14 protein-coding genes are annotated in these 18044 nt (G+C 56.5%); 13 read left to right on the top strand and 1 reads right to left on the bottom strand.

Features of this window, described 5'->3' with window-relative positions:
• Positions 1 to 209: 209 nt before the first annotated feature.
• From HMPREF2547_RS02750 to galK, 3 genes are read left to right on the top strand one after another with little or no spacing between them, the layout of a single operon-like run.
• On the top strand, positions 210 to 1871 hold the full coding sequence (locus tag HMPREF2547_RS02750; protein ID WP_172954607.1) for a sodium:solute symporter family protein: 1662 nt from the start codon (positions 210 to 212) through the stop codon (positions 1869 to 1871).
• A gap of 16 nt (positions 1872 to 1887) precedes the next feature.
• Entirely contained in the window at positions 1888 to 2169 is a 282-nt protein-coding gene (locus tag HMPREF2547_RS02755) for a hypothetical protein (RefSeq protein ID WP_049170832.1), read from the top strand.
• A gap of 9 nt (positions 2170 to 2178) precedes the next feature.
• The gene (galK, locus tag HMPREF2547_RS11105) at positions 2179 to 4590 is read left to right on the top strand and encodes a galactokinase (protein ID WP_080985596.1); all 2412 of its coding nucleotides are present in this window, start codon (positions 2179 to 2181) and stop codon (positions 4588 to 4590) included.
• A gap of 31 nt (positions 4591 to 4621) precedes the next feature.
• On the opposite strand, the gene HMPREF2547_RS02765 is transcribed toward galK, so the two are convergent.
• The gene (locus HMPREF2547_RS02765; RefSeq protein WP_224433133.1) at positions 4622 to 6010 is read right to left on the bottom strand and encodes an MDR family MFS transporter; all 1389 of its coding nucleotides are present in this window, start codon (positions 6008 to 6010) and stop codon (positions 4622 to 4624) included.
• A 264-nt stretch (positions 6011 to 6274) separates the two neighbouring features.
• Between HMPREF2547_RS02765 and dapB the strand changes: the two genes are divergently transcribed.
• From dapB to HMPREF2547_RS02815, 10 genes are all read left to right on the top strand, one after another.
• Positions 6275 to 7027 carry a 4-hydroxy-tetrahydrodipicolinate reductase gene (gene dapB, locus HMPREF2547_RS02770; RefSeq protein WP_049170836.1) on the top strand — a complete coding sequence of 251 codons (753 nt, stop codon included), beginning with the start codon at positions 6275 to 6277 and terminating at the stop codon, positions 7025 to 7027.
• 20 nt (positions 7028 to 7047) lie between these two features.
• A complete protein-coding gene (thyX, locus tag HMPREF2547_RS02775; RefSeq protein ID WP_049170838.1) occupies positions 7048 to 7800 on the top strand; it encodes an FAD-dependent thymidylate synthase in 753 nt (250 codons plus the stop codon).
• 58 nt (positions 7801 to 7858) lie between these two features.
• Positions 7859 to 8764 (top strand): 4-hydroxy-tetrahydrodipicolinate synthase, encoded by a 906-nt coding sequence (gene dapA, locus HMPREF2547_RS02780; protein WP_049170841.1) that lies wholly within the window; start codon positions 7859 to 7861, stop codon positions 8762 to 8764.
• A complete protein-coding gene (locus HMPREF2547_RS02785) occupies positions 8764 to 10845 on the top strand; it encodes a ribonuclease J (protein ID WP_049170842.1) in 2082 nt (693 codons plus the stop codon). Before dapA ends, HMPREF2547_RS02785 begins: the two co-directional genes overlap by 1 nt.
• An 89-nt stretch (positions 10846 to 10934) precedes the next feature.
• On the top strand, positions 10935 to 11552 hold the full coding sequence (locus tag HMPREF2547_RS02790; RefSeq protein WP_049170848.1) for a TIGR03085 family metal-binding protein: 618 nt from the start codon (positions 10935 to 10937) through the stop codon (positions 11550 to 11552).
• Positions 11553 to 11657: 105 nt separating this feature from the next.
• On the top strand, positions 11658 to 14954 hold the full coding sequence (locus HMPREF2547_RS02795; protein WP_049193034.1) for a DNA translocase FtsK: 3297 nt from the start codon (positions 11658 to 11660) through the stop codon (positions 14952 to 14954).
• A 236-nt stretch (positions 14955 to 15190) separates the two neighbouring features.
• Positions 15191 to 16324 carry a TerC family protein gene (locus tag HMPREF2547_RS02800; protein ID WP_016422604.1) on the top strand — a complete coding sequence of 378 codons (1134 nt, stop codon included), beginning with the start codon at positions 15191 to 15193 and terminating at the stop codon, positions 16322 to 16324.
• A gap of 31 nt (positions 16325 to 16355) precedes the next feature.
• Positions 16356 to 16922, top strand: coding sequence for a CDP-diacylglycerol--glycerol-3-phosphate 3-phosphatidyltransferase (pgsA, locus tag HMPREF2547_RS02805; protein WP_016422605.1), 567 nt, complete (start codon positions 16356 to 16358; stop codon positions 16920 to 16922).
• Positions 16923 to 16946: 24 nt separating this feature from the next.
• On the top strand, positions 16947 to 17489 hold the full coding sequence (locus HMPREF2547_RS02810) for a CinA family protein (protein ID WP_016422606.1): 543 nt from the start codon (positions 16947 to 16949) through the stop codon (positions 17487 to 17489).
• A 51-nt stretch (positions 17490 to 17540) separates the two neighbouring features.
• The gene (locus tag HMPREF2547_RS02815) at positions 17541 to 17975 is read left to right on the top strand and encodes a helix-turn-helix domain-containing protein (protein ID WP_070595175.1); all 435 of its coding nucleotides are present in this window, start codon (positions 17541 to 17543) and stop codon (positions 17973 to 17975) included.
• Positions 17976 to 18044 lie beyond the last annotated feature (69 nt).

The following is an 18044-nucleotide window of genomic DNA, read 5'->3' on the forward strand; positions in this document are numbered from 1 at the left end:
TAAGAATGGAAAATACACTTGGGGACGAATGTAAAAGAATAGGTCTTCCTTTTGTTCCGGATAGTGGCTATCTGGCCCCACACTTCGGGGTAGGTCGAGCCACTTTCACGGCCTTGATGGGCGTGCACCAGCCAGGTGCCGAGAAAAAGAAATCCCAATTCGTGCATTTCCTGAATACGTTTTGACTCCCTAATTGTGAGGAGGCCGTCGTGATAGTGGCGCAATCAGCCCTACGGCTCGAGGCATCATGGGTGGATTACTCCATTGTTGCCCTATACTTCCTATTCGTCCTAGGCATTGGCTGGGCTGCACGAGCCAAAGTGTCCAGCTCCATTGACTTCTTCCTCTCTGGGCGCTCACTGCCGGCTTGGGTGACAGGGTTGGCGTTCGTCTCAGCCAACCTAGGCGCAGTGGAAATCGTCGGTATGTCCGCAAATGGTGTGGAATACGGTTTCCAGACCATGCACTACTTCTGGATTGGTGCGGTTCCCGCCATGGTGTTCCTGGGCATTGTCATGATGCCCTTTTACTATGGCTCCAAGGTTCGCTCAGTACCAGAATTCATGCTGCGTCGTTTTGGTCCCGGAGCGCACCTTGTCAACGCGATTTCATTCGCCGTCGCGCAGCTGCTCATCGCGGGTATCAACCTTTTGCTGCTGGCCAAAGTGGTCAATGCGCTACTCGGCTGGCCACTGTGGCTGACATTGGTCGTCGCTGCAGTCATTGTGCTGTCCTACATCACGTTGGGCGGACTGTCCGCAGCGATTTACAACGAGGTACTTCAGTTCTTCGTGATTGTCGCAGCTCTAATGCCACTGACTCTAATCGGTCTGCACAGCGTCGGCGGCTGGTCGGGGCTTAAGGAAAAAGTTGCCACTGAATCGCACTTCCACACCTGGCCGGGCACGGATATTTCTGGTTTTGACAACCCGGTAGTTTCAGTCATCGGATTGGTATTCGGTTTGGGATTCGTGCTGTCCTTTGGCTATTGGACAACGAACTTCGTGGAGGTTCAGCGATCCATGGCAGCCGATTCGCTGTCGGCCGCACGCAAGACTCCAATTATCGGCGCGTTTCCAAAGATGTTCATTCCGTTCATCGTGGTGCTGCCGGGCATGATCGCCGGCGCGACTGTCGCACCCATCATGGATCAGACTGCCAAGCCTAACGACGCAATTCTGTACCTAATGAGAGATTTGCTTCCCAACGGCCTGCTGGGCATCGCTATTGCAGGGCTACTAGCAGCCTTTATGGCAGGTATGGCGGCGAATATCTCCGCGTTCAACACAGTCTTTAGCTACGACATTTGGCAGACCTACGTCGTCAAAAATCGAGCAGATGATTACTACCTCAAGGTTGGTCGTATCGCTACCATTGGCGCGACCGGCATCGCAGTGTTCACCGCATTGATTGCCGATAATTTCGGCAACGTCATGGACTACCTGCAGACGCTATTCGGCTTCTTCAACGCACCGTTGTTCGCTACCTTCCTTATCGGTATGTTCTGGAAGCGCATGACGCCGACAGCAGGTTGGACGTCTCTGCTCGCAGGAACGGGTGCTGCGATTTTGTACTGGTACATCTCCGAGTTCACGTCGGCAAGCGCAACCATCTTTGAGCTGCCGGGGCAAGGCACTGCGTTCGCTGCCGCCTCCGTGGCATTCGTCGTCGATATTGTGGTGGCTGTGGTCGTTTCGCTCATGACAACGCCGAAACCCGATGAGGAGCTGGTGGGCTTCGTCAAGTCCGTCACGCCGAAGGCTCACTTCACAGACGCTGCTGAGGCAGAGCTGCCATTGTTACAGCGAACTGTTCCGCTGGGTATTTTGTGCCTGGTGATGGCCGTAGTTCTTAACATCGTTTTCGCATAGGAGCTAGTGAGAAATCATGTCACGGACACACAACAATTCAACTGTAGAAGCGACTATCAGCACCGGTAATAAGAAAGCAGGTGCCTTTGACATTCGCAATGTCATTGGGGCGCTGCTTGGTCTTTACGGCATCATTTTGCTGCTGTCGTGGCTGTTCCTCGATCCTGGAGTTAACCCGGAGACCAGTGTTGCCAAAGAGCCGATGTATAACCTGTACAGCGGCATAGCCCTGCTTCTCTTTGCAATCGTTTTCTATGCCTGGGCAAAACTGCGCCCAACGGTTGTCGAAGAATCATAAGGAGTAAAAATGACAACCGATGACCAGCCTTCTCACGCTTTTTCGGTAACGCGCACTACGCTTGCCGACGGTCGCGAGCTAATCTACTTCGACGATGAACCGGACTATGTCTCGGGCAAAAAGACTCGAAAGTTAACCGACGAACGTGATTTGCCACAGGCGATTACGGAGTCGGAGCTGCGCCAAGATCCGCTGACAGGTGATTGGTACTGCTACGCGGCGCACCGCATGAACCGCACCTTTATGCCTCCTGCTGGTGAGAACCCACTAGCTCCGACGCTGCCGGAACAACTTCCCACAGAGGTGCCTGCCAGTGACTACGACGTGGTGGTTTTTGAAAACCGCTTCCCTTCGCTTTCCATGCACATGGAAGTTCCGGATGACTTTGCCCAAACTGTCGACGGCGCCGAGATTTTCCCGCGGAAGCCGGCCTTGGCTCGGTGCGAGGTTGTCTGCTTTACCCCGAATGTTTCGGACTCCTTCCGGGATCTGACCTTTACTCGTGCTCGCACCGTTATTGAAGCGTGGGCGCACCGCACTGCGGAACTCAGCAAGCTCGAAGGTGTGAGGTTGGTGTTCCCCTTTGAAAACAGGGGCAAGGAAATTGGGGTAACGCTGCAGCATCCTCATGGGCAGATTTACTCGTACCCGTATCTGCCCCCACGTGCGGCAGCCATTGTTTCACGCGCGAAAGCCCACTTCGAAACCACCGGTCGTGACCTCTTTGAGGATGTCCTGGAGGCCGAAAAGGCTTCAGGTCGACGGATCATCGCAGAAGGGGAGTACTTCACCGCATTCGTCCCAGCTGCAGCTAAGTGGCCAGTCGAAGTCATGATTATGGCTAACCGCGCTGTCGGTAGTTTTCAGGAGCTGACCGATGCGGAGAAGGACGAACTGACAGCAATGTACCTTGACCTGCTGCGACGTATTGACCGATTCTTCCCCGGCATCGACAAAACGCCGTACATCGCAGCATGGAACCAAGCTCCGGTAGGCGAGGATCACCAGTTTGGCCGCCTCCACCTGCAGCTCTATTCCATGATGCGCTCTGCAGGACGCATGAAGTTCCTCGCGGGTTCAGAGTCCGGGCAAGGAGCCTGGATTTCGGACACGACCCCGGAGGCAATCGCTGACCGCTTCCGGGAAGTTGGCCAGACTCGCTGGCTTCCCACTCGCTCCCATAAACAGGCGGTATCTGACGTAACTGAGCAATTCCGCCGCAGTTTCGGTTCGGAACCACAGGGCGTCTTCCGCGCCCCAGGCAGAGTCAACCTGATTGGCGAGCATGTCGATTATGCCGGTGGTATCTGTCTGCCATTCGCGTTGGCACAGAGTACTTTCGCAGCGGTGGGTGCCCAGGCTGCTGGTGACTCGTGGACAGTGCGAGTTGTTTCGGACTTGATGGACAAGGACGACGCCGCAGACGGTGACAAGCCGGTTGCTATCGCAATGTCCGATGTCGGTCCGAACTCTCCTGCAAATTGGACGGGATACGCAGTTGGCACTATCTGGGCTATGCGTGAGGCAGGGCTGTTGCCCGCGGATTGTCCAAGCCTTGACATTGCGATTTCCTCCGATGTTCCGATCGGTTCCGGGCTCTCCAGCTCCGCCGCTCTGGAGTGTTCTGTCGGCGTTGCAGCCTTTGAGCTCGTCCACGGGCGCGCACCAAACGATGAAGAGCAGCAGGGAATTGTTGAGGCGGCTATCCGCGCAGAAAATGAGGTCATTGGTGCCTCTACCGGCGGTCTGGATCAGCGTATTTCCATCAAGGGCAAGGAAAACCACGCACTGGTCATTGATTTTGCGAAGAGTTCTGACCAGCTTGTAAAGGCTGCTTTCGCAGACGAGGACCTAGAGGTTTTGGTAATCAACACCAACGTTCGGCATAGTCTCTCGGATGGTCAGTATGCGACGCGTCGCGGAATCATCGATGCCGTGACAAATGGTCTTGGGGTATCTGATTTCCGCGGTCTGGATGATGCAGTTGGTGCTGCTATCAATTGGGCGAAGGAGAACGTCCCAGCTGAGGCAGATAGGGATCAATGGGTTGATACCGTGGCGCGCCGAGTACGTCACGTTGTTACCGAAATTGACCGGACGGCACAGGCGATTGAAAAGCTTTCCGAGGGGGACTTCGAGGCCTTTGGCACGTTGATGGTGGTAAGCCATCTTTCGCTGAGGAATGACTACGAAGTTTCCTGTCCAGAGCTGGATCTTGCTGTGGACGTAGCGCTTGAGCAGGGGGCGCTTGGTGCCCGAATGACTGGCGGTGGCTTTGGCGGCAGTGCCATTGCGCTGCTGCCACACGACCGTGTCAGTGCTGCAGCGAATGCAGTTGCGTCGGCCTTCCGTGACAGAGGAATGCCGGAACCGGAGTTTTTCGTTGGAAATCCCGGGCCGGGAGCAAGCCGCCTAGTTTAGGCGGTATTCCCCCCCCCGGTCTTGGGGGGGGCTACTGTAATGCAATCTTCTTCCGCTGCGGCTTGAGCAGCGTGGTGAGGAAGATTAGCACCACGGCAAATCCCGCGGCGGTAAACATCGCAATGCTATAGCCACGAATCAAGTCGTCGGCGGCAGGAGCTGCTGCACCAGTGCCGGACAGGCCAGTGGCAATAACAGCTGACAGCGCCACAAACAGTGCGGTACCGACAGCGCCGGCAACCTGCTGTAGCGTGTTCATGATTGCTGAGCCATCCGGGTAGAGGCGCTTCGGAAGATCACCAAGACCGAATGTGAACAGCGGAGTAAACAGCAGCCCCAGGCCAATCTCAAGGACGATGTGGCAGGCGACAATCCACCATAGCGGAGTCGATGCTGAGATGAAGCCGAGCCCGAAAAGACCGAGGGCAAGGACAATGGAGCCGGGAATTGCCAGTGGGCGCGGACCATAGCTGTCAAAGAGCCGGCCGACAGCCGGTCCCATCAGACCCATAACCAGTGGACCAGGCATCACAATCAAACCAATAGTCTTGACGTCGACACCTCGCAGATTGAGGTAGAGCGGCAAAATGATGATCACACCGAACATCAGCATGAAACCAATGGTCAGAATGATTGTGGACAGCCTAAAGCTCTTTGTGCGGAAGGTTCGAAGATCCAGCAGAGCTCGGTTGTGCGGTGCCAAACGGCGCTGGCGCATGATGAAGAACACCAACAGCACGATGCCGACTGCGCACAGGATTCCGTCGATAAGCGAAAACTCTGCGCCTACGCGGCTCAGCGCGTACACCAGCGGGCCGAATGCGCCGGCACTGAGGAACACCGAGAGGATATCGATGGGCTTCGCGGAGTTTTCCTCAATATTGGGAACGAGGATGACGCCCACTACCAGCACAATTAGGCCGAGCGGCAACATCGTGTCGAAAAGCGCATGCCAATTGTTATTGGCAATCTCCAGAATGAGACCGGAGATGGTCGGTCCGATAGCAGGCGCGACAGCGATGACCACGCTCATTCGTCCCATCATGCGCCCGCGCTCATGCTCCGGTACTACGTTGAGCACCGTGGTCATCAGCAGCGGCAGCAGCACTGCGGTACCGGACGCTTGGACAATGCGTGCGAGCAGAACGATCGCGAAGTTTGGCGCGAAAGCACCGATGAGAGTGCCCACGACGAATAGTCCTTGACTGACCGCGAAAAGAATGCGGAACGGCACTGCCGAAATGAGAAATCCAGTGACCGGAATGACAACTGCCATGGTCAGTAGGAACGATGTTGTCAGCCAGCCTGCGGTAGCTGCGCTGATTCCGAGGTCCGCCTTGACGACGGGAATTGCGACGCTCATGACCGTCTCGTTCAAGATAGCCATGAATGCCGCAGCTAGTAGCACGTAAATGGCCATATAAGCACTTTTGGGCGCATCGGCCTGTGGTGCCTCCGAACTTGGGCTGAGTTCGGAATCTTCAGATTCAGAAACCAATTGAAGTCTCTTTCTATATATCGGTACAGAAATAGGTAATTGTCGAAGATATGGAATCTTAGCGCAACAAAAACCCCGTCGTAAGTCGACAAAAAGGCAAAGCGGACGGGGGCATTGGCACACAAGTTGGCCAACACATTCTAAGGTAAGGGAGAAAGATAAACCCGTTGGGAAAGGACAATAGCTGTGAGCAATATCAAGGTCGGCGTACTTGGCGCCAAGGGCAAGGTAGGGTCCACCATCTGCGAGGCAGTCGAAGCCGCCGACGATTTGGAGCTGGCAGCGGGTCTCGACTCTGGCGATGACCTGAATGAACTTGTCACCGCTGGTGTGCAGACCATTGTTGACTTTACTCAGCCCGACGCTGTGATGGGCAATCTTGAGTTCTGCATTAAGAATGGCATCAACGCCGTCGTGGGTACTACGGGTTTTACCAAGGAGCGCCTCGATCAGGTGCAGCGCTGGCTTGACGACGCCGCCGGTGAGGCCAATGTTCTTATTGCACCGAACTTCGCAATCTCCGCGGTACTGACGATGAAGATGGCGGAGCTAGCCGCTCCGTACTTCGATTCCGCTGAAGTTATCGAAATGCACCACCCTTTTAAGAAGGATGCCCCCTCGGGCACCGCTATCCACACTGCTGAGGCTATTGCTCGTGCTCGCAAGGAAGCCGGCATGGGGGAGCAGCCGGACGCCACTGAGCAAACTCTCGATGGTGCTCGCGGTGCTGAGGTCGAGGGCATTCCGGTGCACGCAGTCCGTATGACCGGTTCGGTGGCTCACGAGACCGTTATCTTTGGTGCAGAAGGGCAGTCGCTCACCATCAAGCAGGACTCCTACTCGCGCACCAGCTTCGTACCAGGCGTTCTGCTGGGTGTGCGCAAGATTGAGGATTTTCCGGGCCTGACTGTGGGACTGGAGCCGTTCCTGGGACTTTAATGGCCGGGAGTTAACTGAAAATGTCTGAAAATGTCACTCTCAAGGCGCAGCTAATCGCCGCGACCAACTTCTTCCCGCCGGAGGACATCGACTTTGATACCGATGCCGATGGTGGGGAAGCATTGATTGAGTTCTCCGGCAGGGCTTGTTATGAAACGTGGGACAAGCCCAATCCACGAACGGCGACGAATAGGGGATATCTGCGACATGTGCTTGAGGTAGGCCACACCTCACTTTTTGAACACGCAAGTGCAAGCATCTATGTTCGTGGGCTGTCGCGCTCGTGTGCACATGAACTCACACGGCACCGCCACTTTTCCTTTTCGCAGTTGTCGCAGCGGTTTGTGCCGGCCAGTTCCAACAATGTTGTGGTTCCTCCCGCAATTGCGGAGGACCCGGATCTGTTGCGAGTTTTCGAAAGCGCGGTTGATCAGTCCCGTTTCGCCTATGGTGAGTTATTAGACGCACTGGAAGAGAAGTGGGCCGACGAGCCCAACGCTATCTTGCGGCGAAAGCAGGCACGCCAGGCAGCCCGGGCGGTTTTGCCCAATGCCACCGAAACTCGAATCGTGGTTACTGGTAATTTCCGGTCTTGGCGCCACTTCATTTCGATGCGTGCGACTGAGCATGCCGATGCTGAAATTCGGGAGTTGGCAGTGGCTTGCCTGCGGGAGCTGCAGCGCTGTGCTCCTGTTGCTTTTGGGGATTTTGAGATTAACACTCTGAAGGATGGGTCGGTCGTCGCGTCGAGTCCTTACGCCTTCGAGGGGTAATCGCACGTACAGTGTGAAGATATAGTCGATTGAGATTTTTAAGAAAAGGTAGTCAACAATGAGCACAGGAATTGCGTCAACTCGCGGTGCTGACATTTTCGGCACCGTCGCCGTAGCTATGGTGACCCCTTTTGATAAGGACGGAAACCTCGATGTCAAGGCGGGTGTGCAGCTCGCTGGTCATCTTGTAGACGGTGGCTGCGATGCACTCATTCTGGCCGGTACTACCGGCGAGTCGCCTACTACGACGGTTGAGGAAAAGCTTGAGCTTCTCCGAGCTGTCCGTGCAGAGATGGGTGACGAGGTTAAGCTCGTGGCCGGTGCCGGCACCAATGACACGGCCGGGTCCATCGAGCTGGCAAAGGCTTCTGTGGAGGCGGGCGCGGATGCGCTGCTCGTCGTCACGCCGTATTACTCCAAGCCGTCCCAGGAGGGGCTGTACCGTCACTTTACGGCAGTGGCTGACGCAACCGAGGCGCCGGTGTGTCTGTATGACATTCCACCGCGTTCGGTTATTCCGATTGAAGTTGATACCATTTACCGGTTGGCGGAGCACCCGAGAATCCAGGCTGTTAAGGACGCCAAGGGGGATTTGGGAGCTGCCGCCGGCATTATCGCTAATACTGATTTGGCGTGGTACTCCGGTGACGATGTGCTGAACCTTCCGTGGCTGTCTATTGGCGCCACCGGGTTTATTTCCGTTATTGGACATGCAGCCCCGCAGCTGCTGGCTGAGGTGCGCTCTTGCTTTGACAAGGGAGACCTTGCTGGTGCGCAGGCTGCCCACGCGAAGATGACTCCGCTGTTTGCCGCTCAGGCTGCACTTGGCGGTGTAAGTTTTGCTAAATCCGCTCTGCGTCTGCAGGGCATTGAGATAGGAGATCCACGCTTGCCGCAAATTGCAGCAAATGACCAGCAGCTTGAGGTGCTTGAAGAAGCTATGCGGAAGGCAGGTGTTCTGTAGTGGCTGAAGGACGCAATCGCGCCCGCAAGGTAACTCGTAAGGCTGGTCCGCCTTCCGAGTCCGACGTGGCTGCAGCAGAGCAGTCCAATAACTCTGCATCCAAGGGTTCCGACAAGGGTGGAGCTAAATCCAACGGCTCGAAGTCCTCGCAGCGTTCCGGTGAGCGTAAGAACTCCGGTAACGCTAAGAAGTCCCAAGGTTCCTCGAATTCTTCCAACCGCGGTTCCCGCGGTGGTCGCGGTGGCCGTGGAGGTAATCGCGGAAATAGTTCGAGGGGTGGCCGTGGCGGACGCGGTGGCAACCGTCGTAACGTAGTCCAGTCGATGCAGGGTGCGGACTTGACCCAGCGTCTTCCTGCACCGCCGAAGGCCCCCAAGGACGGCCTGCGCGTGGTTGCACTGGGCGGTATTTCCGAAATCGGTCGCAATATGACCGTGTTGGAGTACAAGAACCGCCTGATCATCGTCGACTGCGGCGTGCTGTTCCCGAGCTCGGATGAGCCGGGTGTTGACCTGATCCTGCCTGACTTCTCCTACATGGAAGACAAGTGGGATCGCGTGGAAGCTCTCGTGGTCACCCACGGTCACGAGGACCACATCGGTGCTATCCCTTGGTTGCTCAAGCAGCGCGCGGACATCCCGATTATTGCTTCTCGCTTTACCCTGGCACTGATTCAGGCCAAGACACAGGAACACCGTCAGCGCCCGAAGGTCATCGAGGTCAACGACACCAGCCACATTCAGCGTGGCCCGTTCGATCTGCGTTTCTTCAATGTCAACCACTCGATTCCGGAGTGCCTTGGCATCGTCATTAAGACCGGAGCCGGCATGGTCGTCCACACCGGTGACGTGAAGATGGATCAGACCCCGCCGGACGGAAAGCCGACTGACCTGCCGGCGCTGAGCCGCTACGGTGATGAGGGAATCGACCTCTTCTTGTGTGAGTCCACCAACGCTACGATTCCGGGCTTCTCGGGATCCGAGGCGGAGCTGGCTCCAACTCTGCGCCGTCTGATTATGGATGCCAAGCAGCGCGTTATCGTCGCGGCCTTCGCATCGAATGTTTACCGCGTGCAGGCGGTCATCGACGCAGCTGTTAAGGCTGGCCGCAAGGTTGCCTTCAACGGTCGCTCTATGATTCGCAACATGCGCATCGCGCAGGAATTGGGGCTGCTGACCGCTCCGGAAAATACCATTGTGGAAATGAACGAGGCCGCTCGCATGGCGCCCCACAAGGTCGTGCTGGTGACTACCGGTACGCAGGGTGAGCCAATGGCTGCGCTGTCTCGCATGGCCCGCCGTGAGCACCGTCAGATCACCGTCCGTGATGGCGACCTGATTATCCTCAGTTCTTCGCTGGTACCCGGTAACGAAGAGGCAGTCTTCGGCGTTATCAACATGCTGGCCCAAATTGGTGCCACGGTTATCACCGGTAAGGATGCGAAGGTTCACACCTCCGGTCACGGCTTTGCCGGCGAGCTGCTGTTCCTCTACAACGCAGCTCGTCCGTCGAACGTCATGCCGATTCACGGTGAGTGGCGCCACCTCCGTGCCAACAAGGAGCTGGCTGTGTCCACTGGCGTGAAGCCAGAGAACGTTGTCCTGGCTCAGAACGGTGTGGTAGTCGACCTCGTTGATGGCCGCGCTCGTGTAGTTGGCCAGGTTCCGGTCGGTAACCTCTACGTCGATGGCGTCACCATGGGTGACGTCGACGCTGACGTGCTGGCAGACCGTGCTGAAATGCGTGAAGGTGGTCTTATCACCGTCACAGCCGTCATTGATAACCGCACTGGCCGCCCGTTGGAGAAGCCACGGGCTCAGGCTCGCGGTTACTCGGACGACGCCAAGGAAGTGCTCGAAACCGTCGAGCAGGTCGTTGACGATACTCTCTTTGACCTGGCTGGCAGTGGCGAGAACAACCCGTACCGTATGGCTCAGGAAGTTCGTCGCCGCACCGAGCGCGTCATTAACCAGAAATGGCGTCGCAGTCCGATGGTTGTTCCGACCATCGTGCCGATGTCCTCTGAGGCAGCCGAAGAGGTTACCGATGAGGAAATCCAGGAGTCGCGCGAAAGTATCTAAATTTCTAGAGCGTCTTTTAGCGTAAGAGCCCGCATCCACCTACAACCGTGTGGATGCGGGCTTCTCCGTGCCTGGTCTAGGCTGGAGCTATGACTTTTGCTGAACGGGAACGTGAAGACCTAGCTAATCTACTGCTCAGCGTCGGCCCCGACGCCCCGACCTTGTGCGAGGGGTGGACGACCCGGGATCTTGCCAACCACCTGTACATTCGTGAAAACCGTCTGGATGCCGCGGGCGGGATGTTCGTCAAGGCGCTTTCGGACCGCCTCGATGCTGTTACCGCTGAGGTCAATCGAATGCCCTACGTCGAAGTGGTGGGGAAGTGGGGTAGTGGTGCTCCGCGATGGAATCCAATGAACTGGGCAGACCGCTACGTCAACGCTGCGGAGAACTTCGTCCATCACGAGGATGTCCGTCGTGCCCAGGAAGGCTGGACCGTTCGTCAGCTGCCGCCCTCCGGAGTGTCGGACCTGTGGCGTCTGGTCACTACTGCCGGCCGTATGATGTTGCGCGGTTCGACCTCGACCGTGGTGCTAATGCGTGACGACGGAGTTGCGGTGACCCTAATCGACAACAGTGCTAAAGGTGCTCCAGTTGTGACTGTCCGCGGAAGCGTCGGGGAACTGGTGCTGTGGCTCTATGGCCGTGACGAGGTACGCGTCACCATCGACGGTGACGAATCGGGCATCAAGCGCAACAGTCTTTAAAATCACGTTCTCAGTTCTGGACGGTCGCGACAGCACGCCTGTTAAACAATGACACGCGTGTGACTAATGTGAAAACGATCCGGTGTTAGCTGTAAGGTAATGGTCATGTCTGCGACCAGCCGAACCAGAACTGACAATCGTCGTGGATCTTCCCGCTCTGCGGAGACAGATGCCACGCGGCGATACCCCGTGCACAGCGCCACGGAGGAATTCGAGCGCACTCCTAGCGCCATGTCGTTCGTGGCCAATAGCTTGGCCAGCGCCTGGACTGAAACTGCCCGCGGCGTGGCCGGTCTTGCCCGGCGGGTCAGCGGTCGCAAAAATAAGCGAAACGAAGAGGAGAATATGTCGCGGCGCGAAAGAGACGCCGATTTTTCGACGAAGCCCCGTAGGAAGCGTCGTAAAGCAGCTAGCGGCTATGACGATGTAATTGAACCGCCGGCACCGGCCTCCGTGCCAGCTGACGAGTTCGACGCAGACTTCGATGAGGGTGGCGAACCGGGATCGAAGGATGGCCTCGCACTACTCGTGCTGGCGTTGGCGATTGTGCTCGCTGGCTCGACATGGTTCCACCTGGCAGGGCCAGTGGGGGAGTTCATTGAAACGGCAGTGCGCACGCTCATTGGTATCGGCGCTTTTGTACTTCCGGTGCTGCTCGGTGTTGTTTCCGTATTAATGATGCTGGATGCTATGCCGCGCCGTGAACGTCTGACACCTACCATCACTGGAGCTTCGCTGATCGTGGTGGGGCTGCTCGCAATTGTGCATATCGGCTCGGGTCGTCCTGCGGACTGGCAGGGGCGACGTGCAGCTGGTGGCGCAATTGGTGGTTATATCGGTTCGCCGCTAGCAGCCGGGTTTACCTCGTGGGTCGCCGTGGTTTTGTTGCTGGGTATCGTTTTTTACGGCGCTCTGGTGCTCTCTGGCGCGACGGTGCGCCAGCTTATCGATGCCACTAAGGAATACTTCAACTTTTCCGAGTGGTCTTCGCGTCGTGCCGGCGACGAGCCGGAATCGGACGATCCCTACGGCAATGTCGATGACATGCTGGAACGTCGTGCGAGCTGGGATTCCGATACCGCATATGCCGATGAGGACTTTGACCAGCCGACGCAGCTAATTGAGCGTCGCCCAAGCCACAGCAGCCGCACGCAACATTCCTCGTCTCGTTCGACCGGTCGCCCTGCTTACCGAGCGTCCCGCCGTGGCGCGGATAGCCGTATATCCGCACCCGAACCCGCGCCTTACGACGAACCGGATACTGACGGTAACCTCTACGATCTTTTGGACGAAGAGCCGCAGAGGAACCGACAGGCTCCGCGACGTGCCCGTCAGGTTGAGGATGTCGACTACGATTCGGCAAAGACCACAGTGTTCGATGTCCGGAATGGGGCACCGCACTCCAATCGAGTTTCCCCAGTGGAGCCGGCGTTTCCGGCAGCTGAGTACGTGGAGGAAGCTCAGTCGGATGCAGTACATCGCGACACCGCTGAGACAGAATCGACTATTCCAGCTGTCGGGGGCACGAACTACCACGCTGTCGACGAGGATTATGACGAGTACTCCGAGTACCCGACGCAGGAGGCTGCTGCAGCTAATAACAGCGAACGGAATTGTGTTTCCGATTCCCGAGCTCCGAAACAGCCCGCTGTTCAACCTGAGGCCGTAGAGCCGGCGAGCGCGCCGCAGGGCGAGTCGTCTGTCGATGATTCGCGGGATGCAGTGTCTGAGGCTACCCGCCGCACAATGGATGCCATTGCCGCTCGTTCTGGTATCGATGCCTCTAAGATTCCGGCCACAACTCCGAAGTCTGAATTGGAAAAGGATGCCGAGGGTACTTCCGGTTCGTCGGCACGCACGCCGGAATCTGACTACCACCTGCCATCGACTAATTTGTTGATTCCAGGTGAGCGTCCCAAGACACGTACGGCGACGAACGACCGCATGATTGAGGCGATTACTGAAGTATTCGCAGAATTCAAGGTCGATGCTGCGGTGACTGGTTTCTCTCGCGGTCCGACGGTGACTCGCTACGAGGTCGAGCTTGGCCCGGGCGTGAAGGTCTCGAAGATCACGAACCTGCAGTCCAACATTGCCTACGCGGTAGCGACCGACAATGTCCGCTTACTGACTCCGATTCCGGGAAAGTCGGCCGTTGGTATCGAGGTGCCGAACAACGACCGTGAGATGGTTCGGCTTGCCGACGTACTCAACGCGCCCAAGACCGTTGCGAACGATGACCCGATGCTGATCGGTCTCGGTAAGGATATTGAGGGCGAGTTTATCTCGCACTCCATCCAGAAAATGCCGCACCTTCTCGTTGCCGGTTCGACCGGTTCGGGTAAGTCCGCGTTCGTAAATTCGATGTTGGTTTCGCTGCTGACTCGTGCGACCCCGGAGGATGTCCGCCTGATTCTGGTGGACCCGAAGATGGTCGAGCTGACTCCATATGAGGGGATTCCTCACCTGATTACGCCAATCATCACTCAGCCGAAGAAGGCCGCGGCGGCTCTGCAGTGGCTGGTTGAAGAGATGGAACAGCGCTACATGGACATGAAGGCCGCCCGCGTCCGTCACATCAAGGACTTCAACCGTAAGGTCAAGTCCGGTGAGATTACGACCCCACTTGGCTCGGAGCGCGAGTACCGTCCGTACCCGTACATTGTCTGTGTCGTTGACGAGTTGGCAGACCTGATGATGACCGCACCCCGCGATATCGAAGATGCGATTGTGCGCATCACGCAAAAGGCCCGTGCTGCCGGTATCCACTTGGTGCTGGCTACGCAGCGTCCGTCTGTGGATGTGGTCACCGGCTTGATTAAGACGAACGTGCCATCGAGACTGGCATTCGCTACCTCGTCGCTCACGGACTCCCGCGTCATTCTTGACCAGGGCGGTGCTGAAAAGCTCATTGGTATGGGCGATGGCCTGTTCATCCCACAGGGTGCAGGCAAGCCGCGACGTCTTCAGGGGGCCTTCGTCACAGACGAAGAGATTCAGGCAGTAGTCGATGCAGCTAAGGCGCAGGCCGAGCCGGATTACACCGAGGGTGTCACGGAGGATAAGAGTGCTGAGGCTGAGCGCAACATTGACCCCGATATCGGAGATGACCTGGAAGATTTGCTTCAGGCAGTCGAGCTGGTGGTCACCGCACAGCACGGATCGACCTCGATGTTGCAGCGCAAGATGCGAGTCGGTTTCGCCAAGGCCGGTCGACTGATGGATCTGATGGAAACTCGCGGAGTGGTTGGACCGTCAGAGGGATCTAAGGCACGTGAGGTGCTGGTCAAACCAGAGGAGCTCGAAACCATTAAGTGGATGATCAAGGGCGCAAACCCGGAGGATGCTCCTAAGGAAGAAGTAAACGTAGTCGACGCTGATCCGAATCAGTCTATGGCGTAGGACGACCCAGCCTTACCGCCGTTTCTGATTGCGTGTATAGTCGGCACACGTGGAGGGGAGTATCCCCGGTAAAAGTGGATGTTTTCCGCTAGCCCGTGACGGTTATCGTCAGCACGGATTGGACGCACAGACTCGTCTTGCGCACATCGAATCCCGGTGCCGTCACTTTTGCCACTATGGCAGAAGCAGGAGAGACCTCCGGTTCATGTTCGCACGACCGGAGGTCTTTTTTTAATATGCATGTCCCCGCATTGGTATGGATTATCACCATTGTGGTCGTCATGGGTTTTATCGCCTTTGACTTCTATGCACACGTTCGCACGCCGCATAACCCAACTATGAAGGAAGCCGGCATCTGGACCGCTTTCTACGTAGTCTTGGCATTAATTTTCGGCGGAATGGTGTGGTTGTTATGGGATCACCACCGAGGCATTGAGTTTCTATCGGGCTATATCACCGAAAAGGCGCTCAGCGTAGACAATCTATTTGTCTTTGCACTCATCATCGGCGCATTCAAGATTCCGCGCCAGTACCAACAAAAGGTTTTGCTGTTCGGTATTGCGATGGCGCTGGTATTCAGAGGCCTGTTCATTTGGGCTGGTGCGGCAGTTATTGCCAAGTGGTCTGACGTTTTCTACCTGTTTGCAATCTTCCTGATTTACACGGCTATCAAGACGGTGTACGACGAAGCCGTCGATAAGCCGGAACCCGATCCGTCGGATATGAAGCTGATTCAATGGCTGCGTCGAATCGTCCCAATTTCGGACCATTACAACAAGGACAAGCTGACCGTTAAGGAAAACGGCAAGCGTTACTTGACTCCACTTGCCATCGCGCTGGTGTCCATCGGTTTTATCGATGTGATGTTTGCGTTTGACTCTATCCCGGCTATCTACGGCCTGACGGATGAGGCATATATCGTCTTTACTGCAAATGCCCTTGCTCTCATGGGGTTGCGACAGATGTACTTCCTGCTCGACGGTCTGCTGGATCGCTTGGTGTACCTGGCTTATGGCCTGGGTGTCATCCTGGCCTTTATTGGTGTGAAGTTGCTGTTGCACGCACTGCATGAAAACAACCTGCCGTTTATCAACAGCGGTGAGAACGTGTCGGTGCCTGAAGTATCGACCTGGGCGTCGCTGGCGGTCATCGTCATCGTTCTGGTGGTGACTGTCCTGGCATCGTGGCTCAAGAGCAAGCGTGATGAAAACATGGGTGCGATTGCCCTTCCGCGTGTTCACCACGATGATGATGGAAGCCGCGATGGCCTCGGCTCTCACGCCTCCTCTACTTCTGTCAGTGAGGGGTCAACGTCGGCCGGAAGCGAAACTAACGGTTCACACACCGGTAAGAACGAGCCTGGGCGTTAATCGAACACGATTGTGAGATAAGGTAACAACTGTGACTGCTCCAAGTGCTGATACAAGCCGTGTTTCCAACTGGAACTTGCCCAATTTCCTGACCGTGCTTCGCATCCTCGGAGTACCGGTGTTCCTGTGGGTACTTCTTCAGGAGGGCGGCGAAGCCACCAATTGGCGCTGGTGGTCGTTTGTCGTATTCGCGCTTCTGATGGCGACTGACAAGTTGGACGGGCACCTCGCACGTAGCCGTAACCTCATTACCGACTTTGGCAAGATTGCCGATCCGATTGCCGATAAGGCTCTAATGCTGGCTGCGCTGATTGGTATGAACATCATCGACATTCTGCCGTGGTGGGTGACTGTCATCATCGTGATTCGCGAAGGTGGCATCACCATCTGGCGTATGTTCGCCCTGCGTCAGGGGCGTGTTGTTCCGGCTTCTCGGGGCGGCAAGATAAAGACGGTCCTGCAGTCTGTAGCAGTGGGGCTCTTCCTGATGCCAGTGGACTGGTTGTTCTGGCCGTCCTGGATTGTGATGGTTGCCGCCATTGTCGTCACCGTCGGTACTGGTATCCAGTACATTGTGGATGCGCGAAAGGTCTCGTAGAGAAATTAAGTGGAGGGTAAAGCTGTGAACACAGTCGAACGCCTCGCCCAGAGCGACGAAAACGCTGACGGTGTCGATGGCGTTTCGCTTCAACTCGTCCAAACGCTTACGGCTCGTGGCGAGACTTTTGCAGCCGCAGAATCACTTACCGCAGGTCTTCTCTGCGCTACAGTTGCCTCCGTACCGGGAGCCTCCGCCGTTCTCCGCGGTGGCGTGGTCACTTACGCCACTGACACGAAGGCGTTGCTTGCCGACGTGCCAAAGGATGCTTTGGCCGCATATGGCCCCGTGTCCGAGTTGACGGCCCGGTATATGGCACTTGGAGTGGCAAATAAAGCAGTGGCGGACTGGGGGATTTCGCTAACTGGCGTTGCTGGTCCAGCGATGCAGGATGGGCACCCAGTAGGTGAAGTCTGGTGTGGTCTGAAACCGCCGGGAGTTTCGTACCTTGATGGGGTAACTGCTGTTAGGTTGCCGGTGAATAAAGAGGGGTCGCGCGCGGAGATTCGTCGTCAAGCAGTGGTATTGGCGTTAGAACTGTTGTTGCAGAATCTCGACGGTGAGTAGAATTTTTGAAAATTGGGAACAGGTCGGCCTTCTAAAGCGTTAGAGAAAGTGATGACCAACAATACTGCACTTATGACCATTCGCTACCCAGAGGTAGATAGCGCTGCCGCTTTCGAAGTTTCCATGGATGCCACAGCACCGTCGGCGCGGGTGGCTGTAGGGGAGCAGCCTGGATCGGTTGCAAAGTTAACGGCACAGGATTTGGCGGAACGGGGAGAATCCCGTGAGCCACTCCTGCGAGAGGCACTGGGGGAGACGCTGCGTGATATCCGTTCGCGCAGTGGACAGACGCTGCGTGAGCTTTCTGAAAATGCGGCTATTAGCCCTGGTTATTTGTCTGAGCTTGAGCGTGGACGGAAAGAAGTCTCATCTGAGCTGCTGGCGTCGGTATGCGCGGCGCTTGGTGTGACGGTGTCGGATTTGATGATGGAAGCAGCCACAGCGATGGCCCTGCATTCGGCGAGCCCAGAATTGGCAGCGATGTAGAAATTGGTTGCGGCGGTGGAATTTCATTCCATTGCTCCGGTACTTAGCACCCGAAGACGCTCGGCTTTA

The sequence above is a fragment of the Corynebacterium sp. HMSC055G02 genome (assembly GCF_001809065.1).
GTDB classification, from domain to species: Bacteria; Actinomycetota; Actinomycetes; order Mycobacteriales; family Mycobacteriaceae; genus Corynebacterium; species Corynebacterium jeikeium_D.